Genomic DNA, 12,527 nt, shown 5'->3' with positions numbered 1-12,527 from the left:
AGAAAGTCATTGAAAACCCCGAAATATTGGATGACCTGATCCTGAAAAAATAATTTGCCCCTGGTTCCCCCGAAGGGTCGGGTACGAAGTCACAGACTTCGCACAGCCGCGGCACCACAAAAAAGCGTTCGATTTCCCGAACGCTTTTTTTATATAATACCAACATTTTTTTAGGGATCACTCCCAAACGCTTTTTATTTCATTCACTTGAAAATCATTACATTGAAGTTTATCCCCCGATAGATTCTTAATGGTTAGATCTGTATAATTTCCATTGGGAAATATCTGGGAAGTCATCACATACTGCCCTCCGTTGATGAATATTTCAATAGACGACCAATCGACCAGCATACGAACCTCATATTCCCCTTCAGGCAAAAGGGGCAAGGGCATTTGCTGAACGCCCTTTCCGAAATCTTCCTGAAAATCGACTTTTCCCGATCTAGACCTATCAAGAATAAAGGTTTTATCCTCTCCCATTATGGTCAATACCAATTCATCCTTGGCGCTATTACTTAACTTCAATTGAAAATCCCTTGAACTGGTCGTGAACCTGATTTCCGACTGGTTGAGGTTTTTAAATGACATGGTTTCCGTTGCATTGGCGGCTATGCCAACATCGATACCTTCCTTTTCGGATATGATTTTATCAACACCATCAATAGGATAATTGAACAGTTGATAATCCCCTTCCGTTTTATTCAACATTAATTTTCTGGGCATCGTCATTGCGCTACGCCATTTTTCAGTTGGCGTATCCCTGGCATAAGTCCAATTACTCATCCACCCAATAAAAATTGGATTGGTTTCCGGAGCATTATTGTAGGTTACCCCTGCATAATTATCCGTACCTAAATCAATCCATTTCGTTTCCGTTTGATCTGTGGTAAACGTGTTCCCATCAAAATCACCCACAAAATATTGGGTACCGCTACCCCCGTTGGGGGCCCCTGGATTTATACTGATCAACAAAACCCACTTTTCCTCATCAGTCCCTTCGACCGTCATTGGTATTAGGTCTGGACACTCCCAAACACCGCCATGCGCACCTTTATCCTTTCCAAATCCACTTAAAAGCGTCCATTCCTTGAGGTTTTCAGAGCTATAAAATCTGGCATGATCACCGGCTACCAACGTGAGTATCCATTTTTCCGATTCCTTGTGCCACATGACCTTAGGATCCCGAAAATCCTTGATTCCCTCATTCCCAATGACCGGATTACCCGCATACTTGGTCCATGTGTCACCATTATCAAGGCTATAAGCGATTCCTTGTGTTTGAAAATCTTTCCTACCAGCCTTTTCGCCTTCCATTAGATGATAGGTGTAAATTGCCACGAGCGGAGGGTTCTCCTCAGTACCGAATCCTGAACTATTATTTTCATCAACAACGGCACTCCCAGAAAATATCAATCCGTGTTCATCGGGATATAGTGCTATGGGTTTATGTTCCCAATGCAAAAGATCCTCACTGACAGCATGCCCCCAATGCATCGGACCCCAAACAATATCCTCGGGATAAAATTGATAGAACAGGTGATAAACCCCTTTATAATATACCATACCGTTGGGGTCGTTCATCCATTTTTCTTTTGGGGAAAAATGATATTGGGGCCTGTAAGGCTCTTGGTAATGTTCCGTCTTACCACTAACCATAACATTTGGTGCGTTTTGTTTTTTTTGCTTACACCCAACCAGAACGGTTAAAACAAAAATAATTGCAAGTGATCTATAAACCATAATGGTATTTTTATTGATTAGGTTAAGATAACAAAATCCCATAATATAGTACCTTTACTTTTAACATTTTACATTGTATGAAAACCATATCCTTCATTAGTATATTCTTTTCTTGTGTGGCATCAATGGTCGCCCAAAAAAAAATGGACAGGACCCTGAGGGTTTTCAATAATGGGACAGTGCCTTACATACAGGTGTCCGAAGCCGTTGCCAAGGACAGTCTGGTTTTCCTCGACACCCGAAAATTGGAAGAGTTTAAAATAAGTCATTTGGAACAGGCGCTTTGGGTGGGTTATGACCAATTTGACGCACAACACCTACAAAACGCCATTCCCAACCTTAACACCCCGATTGTCGTTTACTGTTCTATAGGGGTTAGGTCAGAGGATATTGGCGAAAGACTCCAGGAAATGGGCTATACCAATATCCAAAACCTGTATGGTGGTATATTTAAATGGAAGAATTTAGGGTATCCGGTTTTTGATACGGAAGGCAATGAAACGGAAAAAGTACACGCCTATAATAGATTATGGGGCAGGTTATTGGAAAAAGGAGAGAAAATTTATGAATAAGTCAATCCAAAATGCATGGGTTTAATTCAACAAAATACTGAAAAAAAAGACGCTTTGGCCATTCATTTCCATTTGGTCAATTCCAGGGAACTATTACTCATATTCACCAGAAATCCTGTTTTGGGAAAATGCAAAACACGATTGGCGGCAAAGGTCGGGGACCAAGTGGCCTTGGATATATACAAGTATCTACTTAGGCATACCGCGGACATAACCAAAGATCTGCATGTACACAAACACGTGTATTATTCGGAAGGGATTTGGGAGGATGATTCTTGGGATAATCTTATTTTTGATAAACGATTGCAAGTGGGAACCGATTTAGGGGAACGGATGGCGAATGCTTTTCGGGCAGGTTTTGAAAACGGATTTGAAAAAATCATAATTATCGGTAGCGACATGTATGATTTGGAGGGTACCGATATACAAAAAGCCTTCAACGCCCTTAATGAAAATGACTTTGTGATAGGACCTGCCTTGGATGGCGGATATTATCTATTGGGAATGAAATCCTATACCGATGCCGTCTTTAAAAATAAGGCATGGGGAAAAAACAAAGTGCTTGAGGATACCATGAATGACTTAACAGGCAAAAAAGTGTTCCATTTGGAAACCAAGAATGATATTGACCTTTATGAAGACGTTTTACCAATAAAAGCTTTTCAAACTTATTTGAAGAATATATGAGATTATCTGAGCAAGAACTACAAGAATCCACTGAGTATTTAAAAGAAAAGGGTTTTGACAACCCTGAAATCGGCATTGTTTTGGGAACAGGCTTGGGCCAATTGGTCGATGCCATTGAAGACCCCATTATAGCGCATTACAACCACATACCATTTTTTCCCTTGGCAACGGTCGAATTTCATTCAGGCAAACTGATCTATGGCACCATAGAGGGTAAGAAAGCTGTTGTTATGGAAGGTCGTTTCCATTTATATGAAGGTTATGATTTTGTGGATGTCACCTATCCCATCCGGATTATGCACAGGCTTGGAATTAAAAAGTTATTCGTCTCGAACGCCGCAGGAGCCATTAACCTCGATTTCAAAAAAGGCGATATTATGTTGATCGAGGACCATATAAACCTTCAGGGGGGATCACCGTTGGCTTTCAGTAATGTCGATGAATTCGGAGATCGTTTTGTGGATATGAGCGAGCCCTATGACCCTATCATGCGCAACAAACTCAAGGCAATTGCCAAACGAGAGAATATACGCTTACAGAAAGGGGTATACGCAGCAGTCGTAGGTCCACAATTGGAAACTAAGGCAGAATACAGGATGTTGAAAATCCTCGGCGCCGATGCAGTGGGCATGAGCACTGTACCCGAAGTAATCGTCGCCAACCATTTACGATTGCCCATGGTTGCCGTGTCCGTATTGACCGATGAGTGCGACCCTGACAACCTTGAACCCGTCGATATTCAGGAAATCATAAAGATCGCAAACGACACGGAGCCCAAAATGATCAAACTTTTCACAGAACTAATAAAAGAACTATGAGCTATTTAGAAGCCACGAACGACTTGTACAAAGAAGCTGCCCTAACTCCGGATGTAGGACTATGCTGTACCACAAATCCTATTTGGCAGTTCCCTGGGTTGTCTATTCCCAAAATTATGCAGGAAATGAACTATGGATGTGGGAGTACGGTTTCGGCCCAGGATTTAGTAAACAACCCAAAGGTTTTGTATGTAGGTGTTGGTGGCGGTATGGAACTTTTGCAATTCTCCTATTTCTCACGCCAAAAAGGCGGTGTTACGGGTGTGGATGTGGTCGATGAAATGCTCGAGGCTTCCAGAAAGAATTTTAAGATAGCCGAAGAAGAAAACGATTGGTTTAAAAGTGACTATATCAACCTTGTCAAAGGCGATGCCTTAAACCTGCCCATTGCAGATGAAAGTATTGATATTGCGGCCCAAAACTGTCTTTTCAACATCTTTAAGGCCGAAGACCTAAAAAAAGCCATTGGCGAAATGTACCGGGTTCTTAAACCACACGGTCGATTGGTCATGAGCGATCCTATCTGTGAACAGCCCATGAACGAGGCATTGCGCAATGACGATAGACTCCGGGCACTTTGCTTAAGCGGAAGTATTCCCATGAAAGATTATATCAAGGCCTTAACCGATGCAGGTTTTGGGACTATTGAGGTCAGGGCGCGGAAATCATATCGGGTATTATCGCCCAACCACTATCCCACCGACGAACTGATATTTATTGAATCTATTGAAATTGCCGCAATAAAAGACCCCATGCCTAAGGATGGACCTTGTATTTTTACGGGGAAAACCGCTATCTATTATGGTGACGAGGCGTATTTTGATGATAATGCCGGACACGTTTTACTTCAAAACCAACCTTTGGCCATTTGTGACAAAACCGCAGCTGCATTGGCAAAAACCGGCGCGCCCATTCATATCAGCGAAAGCACTTGGCATTACAATGGCGGTGGTTGTTGTTGATTTATGTAAGGTTTGATCATGAAATGAAACTAAAGGATATATATATTCCTAAAATCGGATGATGATCAAACTTAAATACATCTTGGGCATAACACTGCCATTTTTCCTATTACTGAATTGTTTTGGCCAGAAGCCATCCCGTGCCACCTTGGAAGGTAGTGTTGAAACAGTTGACCATACCCCATGGGACATTTTGTTGAAAAAGCATGTGGATGAAAAAGGGAATGTCGACTACAAAGGTTTTGTTGCCGATAGGGACCAATTAAGGAGCTATCTCGAATACCTATCCCAAAACCCCATTGCCAATTCCGCACCCAAAGAAGAGCAATTGGCCTATTACATAAACCTATACAATGCAGGGACGGTTCAGTTGATAGTCGATAATTACCCTTTGGAGAGTATAAAGGATATTTTCAGGCCTTGGGGCAAAGACCGCCTGAAGATTGGGGTAGACAGCTTTTCCCTAGGGGAAATAGAGCACGATATTCTTCGAAAAATGGACGAACCACGGATTCATTTTGCCATTAATTGCGCATCCTATTCCTGTCCCAAACTATTGAACAGCGCCTATTCCGCCAATGAATTGGAAGAGCAGCTTAAAAAGGCAACTTTCGATTTTATAAACGACCCCACAAAGAATAAAATCTCACAAAATACGGTTGCCTTATCAAAAATATTCAAATGGTATGGAGACGACTTTACAACAAAAAGTCCACTGATCGACTACCTGAACAAATATGTGGATATTGAGATTTCACAAAATGCGGAAATTGATTATTTAACGTATGACTGGAGTTTGAATGAAAAGCGATAATACCCCAACCATCAGCATTATTATCCCCGTACTCAATGAGGAAGAACAAATCGGGAAACTCATTGGTTATCTAAAGGAAAACAGTAACGCCAACCATATCGCCGAAATAATCGTTGTTGATGGTGGCAGCCACGACAACACCGTTCAAATTGCAAAAAATGCAGGGGCAACAGTGCTCCAAACCGGAAAAGGGAGAGCCAAACAAATGAATGAAGGGGCCAAACACGCAAAGGGCGTAATCCTCTATTTTTTACACGCCGATACATTTCCCCCAAAGGATTTTGACCAACACATTCTCTCCGCAACTTCAAAAGACCATGAATCCGGGTGTTTTCAAATGCGTTTTGACAGTGGCCATTGGGTGTTGCGTTTCTTTGCCTGGCTCACCAGATACAACCATAAAATCTGTAGGGGGGGTGACCAATCGCTATTTGTCACCAAAGAACTTTTTACTAAAACCAAAGGCTTCAATGAGGATTATATCGTTTTTGAAGACAATGAGTTCATTGGTCGTTTATACCAGAGAACCGGTTTTAGGATAATTCCCCACCACGTTCAAACCTCTGCCAGAAAGTACAGAAAACATGGTGTTATAAGGCTGCAATATCATTTTGGGATAATACACCTTAAGAACTATTTAGGCGCAGGTCCGGAACAGTTATATGATTATTATAAACGAAAGATAGCCCTCTAGCGAATCGGTCCGATTTCCCCGCTCTCAAAATCCAAAATAACACCTTCAGAGATCCATTTGGCCAAGGCTTGACGATTATCGGGCTCCAATATCCTTTTCTGGTCTTTATCGTTTTTGATATTCCCAATCTCGATGAAAGTCATTGCCGGATGGGTTTTCTTTACAAGGTAAAGCGAGGTCCGGTCTTGAAAAGTACCTGTATAAGTACGATTGGGTTGGTATTTTCTATATTTCTCCTTAAATGTATTGTGTATACTTTCGGCCAATTTCTTTCCATTCTTGCTTTTTGCATGATGGTAGAAAAAAACATCGATATTCTGCCCTTTGCTACGACTGTCTACATGGGTCACTATGAGTCGTTGAAATTGCCCCCTATGTTTTTTATGAAGGTCATTCACAATTTCAACCCGCTGTTTTAACCGGGCAGTTTGATTCAATGGTATCGTCTTGTCCGGAAAGGCGACCTCATCCCTATCCATTTCCAATATCCGTTCATCGCGTATACCGTCATCCTTGTCCTGTATGATGACATAGACCAAAGCGCTGTGGGCCATAAGTTCCTTAGCCAACCGCAAGGTTAAATCATAGGCGTATTCATCTTCTGAAATATAAGTGTTCCCATATTTTGTCATTGCCCCCGGATCTGGCCCTCCATGCCCTGATATCAAATAATAAACAGCCCCTTTTAAGCGGGTACTTTTTATGGCGACGTCGGAATACCCCTCCCCGAATAAGGGATAGGAAAGCCTATCTTCCAATTTTGGCGCTACAACTTTATCGGCTTTTGTTGTGGATGTTGAATCGACACTGGGCAAAAAGTAGGTTCTTCCCTCGTATAAATGGATACTATCACGAAGGTTTTCAGAGTTTAAAGCAATAAAATCATCAAAAGTCTCGTATGGGTCGACCCCCTGTTTCCGCAGAAGGGAATATACCCCATCACCCTTTTCCGCCTTTACAGCGATATAGGCATCCTGTCCAGTGGCTATAATAGCCATGAAAAACACTATTGGAAATATGTAATTATTAATTTTCACTTTCACCTTTCTACTAATTTTCCTCAAATTCCGTATTGGAATAATCCGATAAAATTCCATTGGTAATTAGGTTGGCTATATTTTCCCTATTGGCGGTCACCTTCATGGTTTTTTGGTCATCAGCAGGTTCTGAACCCATATTTATAAAGGTAATAGGCGGTAAAATATTCTTTGCGAATGCTATGCTTTTAAAATCTGTAAAGACCTTGGAATAATCTTCCAGTGACCCTTGTTTTACAACATTCCCACCAAAAACCTTCAATATGTTGGCAGCAAATCTTTTACTTTCCTCACTCTCCGCATAATGGTAGACCATTACATCGGTTTTTGTTTTTGGATTCACTTCGTCGACATTCATCACCACTAGCCTTTGATAATCCCCATTATGTTTCAGGTATTTTTTGTTTATCTCCCCAACATAGTCTATCAACCCCAAAGAATCCTTCGCCTCACTGGTTAACAGATACACCCTTGCCCCACTTTGGAGCAACCTCCTTGCCATGTTCACAGCAATACCATCCTTGGGGGCACTTTGTACCCTAGTACCTACCCCATCATGTTCTATCAAATAATATACCGTATTGATCAAGGAACTGTCTTTACGTCTTAAAGTGGCCAGCTCTTCATCAAAAATCGGTCTTTCCCCGCCATTGCCTATTTGTACCAATACCCCCCTGTTCTTAAAAGAATCGGGGGCATGTGGTATTACATACGTTTCACCAATGGCCAAACGGCTACCGTTACTCAATTTAGCTTCGTTCAATTCAAGAAACTGTTCGTAGTACTTAGCGATATCGATGCCCTCGTTTCGTAAAATCGAGAGAATTCCATCTCCATTCTTGGCAACGACGGTTTCTAAGTTTTTTTGGGAAAATACACTTTCAATAGAGGTCAATACCAATAATGATACTGCTAAATTTTTTATAAACGTCACGCGGATCAATGTTTACGCAAAGTTTATCAAAAATACTTGCCAAATGCAAATACAAAACCCAAGTTGACCAATTAATAATATGATCATTCCTGTATTCTGAAAAAAATGATCAAAACAAACCTTATCAGTCAGTCATGTCATGGGCTTAATGCCAATAATCAATACAATTTATAAAAATCGCTTATGACCAATTGGGCAGGCTTATTCTGGGGGGTAAACCGGTTATCCTTACCGCCCCCGGCCTTATCATGATTAATGAACCATTTCCAGACATAACCCCCCGCAAACCATTCCTCGCCCCAGAACTCCTCAAAAATGGCCTTTTTGGCATTCACCTGACCATCGAGGTTTACGTTTTGAACACTTCGGTCTACCAGCCATGGCTTCTTGGCTGTATAATCCATACTTCGGTAACCATATTCGGTAAATAATATGGGCTTGCCTTTTTCCTTGGACAAGTGCATCATCCTTTCCTTATGCTTTTTCCACCCATTTTTCAATTGCGTAACAGTAGGGGTACGTTCTTCAGATAGCGGAAAATATGCGTCAATACCGATAAAATCGACATATTCCCAAAATGGAGTCCCAGGATATTCATCCCAGTTCGCGGCGTACGTCAGCTTACCCTTGTACACTTCCCTGATTTTTCCAATCAAATTTTTCCAAAATACAGGTCTATTTTTTACAAATTGACCCAACTCCGTACCAACACAAAAAATAGCGGTTTGGGTTTCATGGGCCAAATGGGCATAGGCCAGGATGAATTTTTCATAGGATGCTTCCAAGACTTGCCAATCTTCTTCGGTTTGCATCTTCAAAGTCCCTGTAAATTCCCCCCTCCAAATCCAGATTTGTGGCTTTAGCATTACCTGAACACCATTTTTATGCAACATTCGAATATACTGTTTGGCCCCACTTTTGGTTTCTCCGAACCATTGTCGTTCGGTATCGAAAATAATATCAGGTGAATTAATTTCACGTATAAATCCAAAAGGCATAACCGCAGCATGATTGGCATTGATATTCAGGATCTCATCAACATGCTGTTGCCCCACTTTCTCCCGTGAAGCGACAAAACTGACCCCATTTATTTTTTCCTTGACCTGGCTAGTACAGGAAAACTGCAACAAACAAAAAATCAATAACCCCAATTGCCTCATTCCGCTTACATTAAGTTTTTAAATATACTATAATTAATGATACGTGCTTTGATCGTGAAAATACAGGGTTGCTTAAATTGACTGGAAATCAATTAAAAACATAAAATATCGGAATATGGATTAAGTTCCTATATTTAGTTACGACTTAAAACCAAACAACCATCAAAAATCATATGGAACACATCGTTATCATAGGTAATGGCATCTCCGGGGTTACAGCGGCCAGACACATTAGAAAGCTATCCGACAAGCGTATAAGTATCATCTCTGCCGAAACGGATTTCTTCTTTTCTCGAACCGCACTGATGTACGTTTACATGGGCCACATGAAATTCGAACATACTCAGCCTTATGAAGATTGGTTCTGGAAAAAGAATAGGATCGATCTCGTAAATGCCTATGTCGAGGGCATTGACCATAAAGAAAAAACACTACGCTTAAAAGACGGTGCGGACATTCGTTATGACAGATTGATTATTGCCACGGGGTCCAAACCCAATAAATTTGGATGGCCGGGTCAAGATTCAAAAGGGGTACAGGGTTTATACTCCAAACAGGATCTGGACGGTGTTGAAAAATATGCCCCCAATAATAAAACCTGCAAAAGGGCTGTCATCGTTGGTGGTGGATTAATCGGTATTGAACTTGCCGAAATGCTTCGCTCTAGGAATATTCCCGTAACATTTCTGGTTAGGGAAAACAGTTTTTGGAATGGTGTCCTTCCTTCCGGGGAATCACAAATGATCAATGAACATATACTAGAACATCATATCGATCTAAGATTGGCTACCAATTTGACCGAAATCCTTCCAGATGAACACGGCAGGGTCAAAGCTATAAAAACCGATAAAGGCGATGTTATTGAATGTGAATTTGTCGGACTTACCGCCGGTGTATCACCAAATATTGATTTTTTAAAAGACAGTGGAATTGAAATTGGTCGGGGTGTAAAGGTCAATCGCCTGCTTGAAACCAACATCACTGACATCTATGCCATTGGGGACTGCGCCGAACAACACGAAGCTATCGGGAACCGTAGACCTATTGAGGCTGTTTGGTATACAGGACGTATGATGGGTGAGACCGTAGCCCAGACCATCTGTGGCAACAAAACCGAATATAAACCGGGCCACTGGTTCAATTCGGCCAAATTTTTGGATGTGGAATATCAAACCTACGGTTGGGTATTCAGCGAAAGGACAAAGAAGGATTCTGAAAAACACTTTCACTGGCGACATCCGAAAGAAAAGATTTGTATTACCGTCGCCTATCATTCCGACACGAATAAATTCTTAGGGATCAATACCTTCGGAATACGTATGCGGCATGAAATTTTTGACCGATGGCTTACCGAAGAACGAAATGTGGAATATGTGATGGAATATTTAAAGGACGCTAATTTCGACCCTGAATTCTATGCTCAATACGAGACTGATATCGTTGCCAAATTCAATACTGAAATGGGAACCAGCATAACCCCCAAAAAGAAAAGTTGGAAACGAATTTTTAAAATAGCCTAAGACCCGATGAAAATAATAAAAAACATAGGCCTTATCATATTCTTGATGGGTCTGACAATTTTTGCCGCTTTACCTGTTGTTGGCACCTACAGCCTATCCCCAAAACAGTTTGGGGATTTTGTCGGTCAAAAAGGAATCAAAAGTGACTTGTTCATTTCGGATATACAAGAAAACGTAGTCGGTCAAAATTTTGAGGGCATGTTTTCGTTTGCACCAAAAGTCACCCATGCCCTTGATGCGGCCAATGCGCAACATCGTAAAAACAAGGAATACAAAAAGATTATCTATACCAAGCCACATGACATGGCAGCAGAACTCGGCAAGATTTCCGGGAGTGGTTTCATTGTGGAGAACAAAGGTTTGATGTGGTTTTTGACTTTTGGCCTTGGCATTATCGGTGCGCTGATGTTCATTCTCCCCAATGTGGTTCTATTGGGTAAGAAAGGCATAAAGAACAACGGTATTTATCATGAAAATGCCACAAATAGGGGTTGGATAGCCTGGATGGTCTTTATCTTCCTGGTCTCCTTCTACCTTATACTCTATTTCCGTTCGGAATATGCCGTGAATTGGACTTATTTGGTAGACCCTATCAGTCAATCACTCAGTGGAAACCTTGCCGGACAATGGTTTGTTTACGGATTCATGTATTGTGTGGTTATGGTTGTGATGGCCGTGCGTATGTATATAAAATACCGCCATAATATGTACCAAATGGTCAGGACAACGTCGGTATTGTTCTTCCAGATCGTATTTGCCTTTTTAATTCCTGAAATCATGGTACGCCTTCAAATGCCCTATTATGATTTTAAGAACGCCTTTCCGTTGGATTATGATTTCTTTTTCCAATGGAATCTAAAATCATTGCTCAATAGTGGTGGCATTGGCCTATTCATACTTGTTTGGGGAATTGTCTTGACTGTCGTCATTGTTCCGGTAATGGTCTATTTCTTTGGCAAACGTTGGTATTGTTCCTGGGTTTGTGGTTGCGGAGGATTGGCCGAAACCTTAGGGGACCCCTATAGGCAACATTCAAGTAAATCGCTCTTTTCATGGAAAGTTGAACGCTGGTTGATCCATGGGGTCTTACTGTTTGCCTTGGTGATGACAGGTTTTACGCTTTATGGATTTTTTGCCGAAACAGGCACGGTACTAGGCATAAAAGTTCAAAGTATCATGGATACCTATAGCTTTTTGATAGGTGCGGTATTTGCGGGTGTTATCGGTACGGGCTTCTATCCCATATTCGGGAATCGTGTTTGGTGCCGTTTTGGATGCCCTTTAGCAGCCTATTTGGGATTTGTCCAGCGGTTTAAATCAAGATTCAGAATAACCACCAATGGTGGACAATGTATTTCATGTGGCAACTGTTCAACCTATTGCGAACAGGGTATCGATGTAAGGGCCTATGCCCAAAAAGGGGAGAACATCGTTCGCTCCAGTTGTGTGGGTTGTGGTGTTTGTTCCGCTGTTTGCCCTAGAGGGGTATTGAAATTGGAAAATGGCCCTGAACAAGGCCGGATAAATCCAACAGAAATCTTATTGGGCAATGATCCCGATTTGATGGAATTGGTCAATAGGAAGTAGAA

At 41.5% G+C, this 12,527-nt stretch carries 12 protein-coding genes; 8 read left to right on the top strand and 4 right to left on the bottom strand.

Annotation, left to right across the window (positions count from 1 at the left end):
* Positions 1–177: 177 nt before the first annotated feature.
* Positions 178–1,740 carry a glycoside hydrolase family 32 protein gene (locus tag LX92_RS03575; protein ID WP_109648879.1) on the bottom strand — a complete coding sequence of 521 codons (1,563 nt, stop codon included), beginning with the start codon at positions 1,738–1,740 and terminating at the stop codon, positions 178–180.
* A 77-nt stretch (positions 1,741–1,817) separates the two neighbouring features.
* On the opposite strand from LX92_RS03575, the gene LX92_RS03570 reads away from it, so the two are divergent.
* Genes LX92_RS03570 through LX92_RS03545 form a run of 6 tightly spaced genes read left to right on the top strand, consistent with a single transcriptional unit; the run spans position 1,818 to position 6,287 of the window.
* Entirely contained in the window at positions 1,818–2,312 is a 495-nt protein-coding gene (locus LX92_RS03570) for a rhodanese-like domain-containing protein (RefSeq protein WP_109648878.1), read from the top strand.
* A 15-nt stretch (positions 2,313–2,327) separates the two neighbouring features.
* Positions 2,328–2,999: a TIGR04282 family arsenosugar biosynthesis glycosyltransferase gene (locus LX92_RS03565; protein WP_109648877.1), complete on the top strand. Its 672-nt coding sequence runs from the start codon at positions 2,328–2,330 to the stop codon at positions 2,997–2,999.
* Positions 2,996–3,817, top strand: a complete 822-nt coding sequence (locus tag LX92_RS03560) for a purine-nucleoside phosphorylase (RefSeq protein ID WP_109648876.1) — start codon at positions 2,996–2,998, stop codon at positions 3,815–3,817. The genes LX92_RS03565 and LX92_RS03560 overlap by 4 nt, the downstream gene beginning before the upstream one ends.
* Positions 3,814–4,779 carry an arsenosugar biosynthesis arsenite methyltransferase ArsM gene (gene arsM / locus LX92_RS03555; protein WP_109648875.1) on the top strand — a complete coding sequence of 322 codons (966 nt, stop codon included), beginning with the start codon at positions 3,814–3,816 and terminating at the stop codon, positions 4,777–4,779. Before LX92_RS03560 ends, arsM begins: the two co-directional genes overlap by 4 nt.
* 58 nt (positions 4,780–4,837) lie before the next feature.
* Positions 4,838–5,593, top strand: a complete 756-nt coding sequence (locus LX92_RS03550) for a DUF547 domain-containing protein (RefSeq protein WP_109648874.1) — start codon at positions 4,838–4,840, stop codon at positions 5,591–5,593.
* On the top strand, positions 5,580–6,287 hold the full coding sequence (locus LX92_RS03545; RefSeq protein WP_109648873.1) for a TIGR04283 family arsenosugar biosynthesis glycosyltransferase: 708 nt from the start codon (positions 5,580–5,582) through the stop codon (positions 6,285–6,287). Before LX92_RS03550 ends, LX92_RS03545 begins: the two co-directional genes overlap by 14 nt.
* Here the strand turns inward: LX92_RS03545 and LX92_RS03540 are convergent.
* The 3 genes from LX92_RS03540 to LX92_RS03530 form a co-directional block, all read right to left on the bottom strand.
* Complete coding sequence (locus LX92_RS03540) at positions 6,284–7,285, bottom strand: N-acetylmuramoyl-L-alanine amidase family protein (protein WP_109648872.1); 1,002 nt, start codon at positions 7,283–7,285, stop codon at positions 6,284–6,286. The genes LX92_RS03545 and LX92_RS03540 overlap by 4 nt on opposite strands.
* Before the next feature lie 52 nt (positions 7,286–7,337).
* Positions 7,338–8,258, bottom strand: a complete 921-nt coding sequence (locus LX92_RS03535; protein WP_109648871.1) for an N-acetylmuramoyl-L-alanine amidase — start codon at positions 8,256–8,258, stop codon at positions 7,338–7,340.
* Between the two features lie 158 nt (positions 8,259–8,416).
* Positions 8,417–9,418, bottom strand: coding sequence for a glycoside hydrolase family 113 (locus LX92_RS03530; protein ID WP_109648870.1), 1,002 nt, complete (start codon positions 9,416–9,418; stop codon positions 8,417–8,419).
* 173 nt (positions 9,419–9,591) lie between these two features.
* Between LX92_RS03530 and LX92_RS03525 the strand changes: the two genes are divergently transcribed.
* The gene (locus LX92_RS03525) at positions 9,592–10,938 is read left to right on the top strand and encodes an NAD(P)/FAD-dependent oxidoreductase (RefSeq protein ID WP_109648869.1); all 1,347 of its coding nucleotides are present in this window, start codon (positions 9,592–9,594) and stop codon (positions 10,936–10,938) included.
* 6 nt (positions 10,939–10,944) lie between these two features.
* Positions 10,945–12,525: a 4Fe-4S binding protein gene (locus LX92_RS03520; protein ID WP_109648868.1), complete on the top strand. Its 1,581-nt coding sequence runs from the start codon at positions 10,945–10,947 to the stop codon at positions 12,523–12,525.
* Positions 12,526–12,527: the final 2 nt, after the last annotated feature.

This window comes from Maribacter polysiphoniae (genome assembly GCF_003148665.1).
Taxonomy (GTDB): domain Bacteria; phylum Bacteroidota; class Bacteroidia; order Flavobacteriales; family Flavobacteriaceae; genus Maribacter_A; species Maribacter_A polysiphoniae.
Note: the sequence above shows the minus strand (reverse complement) of the source record. Positions and strands in the feature narration are given on the sequence as shown.

Bases quoted from the DNA above. Each gene is read 5' to 3' on its own strand.
- LX92_RS03575 (WP_109648879.1), bottom strand. From the start codon at position 1,740: ATGGTTTATAGATCACTTGCAATTATTTTTGTTTTAACCGTTCTGGTT.
- LX92_RS03530 (WP_109648870.1), bottom strand. From the start codon at position 9,418: ATGAGGCAATTGGGGTTATTGATTTTTTGTTTGTTGCAGTTTTCCTGT.
- LX92_RS03540 (WP_109648872.1), bottom strand. From the start codon at position 7,285: ATGGCTATTATAGCCACTGGACAGGATGCCTATATCGCTGTAAAGGCG.
- LX92_RS03570 (WP_109648878.1), top strand. From the start codon at position 1,818: ATGAAAACCATATCCTTCATTAGTATATTCTTTTCTTGTGTGGCATCA.
- LX92_RS03565 (WP_109648877.1), top strand. From the start codon at position 2,328: ATGGGTTTAATTCAACAAAATACTGAAAAAAAAGACGCTTTGGCCATT.
- LX92_RS03545 (WP_109648873.1), top strand. From the start codon at position 5,580: ATGAAAAGCGATAATACCCCAACCATCAGCATTATTATCCCCGTACTC.
- LX92_RS03525 (WP_109648869.1), top strand. From the start codon at position 9,592: ATGGAACACATCGTTATCATAGGTAATGGCATCTCCGGGGTTACAGCG.
- LX92_RS03520 (WP_109648868.1), top strand. From the start codon at position 10,945: ATGAAAATAATAAAAAACATAGGCCTTATCATATTCTTGATGGGTCTG.
- LX92_RS03560 (WP_109648876.1), top strand. From the start codon at position 2,996: ATGAGATTATCTGAGCAAGAACTACAAGAATCCACTGAGTATTTAAAA.
- arsM (WP_109648875.1), top strand. From the start codon at position 3,814: ATGAGCTATTTAGAAGCCACGAACGACTTGTACAAAGAAGCTGCCCTA.
- LX92_RS03550 (WP_109648874.1), top strand. From the start codon at position 4,838: ATGATGATCAAACTTAAATACATCTTGGGCATAACACTGCCATTTTTC.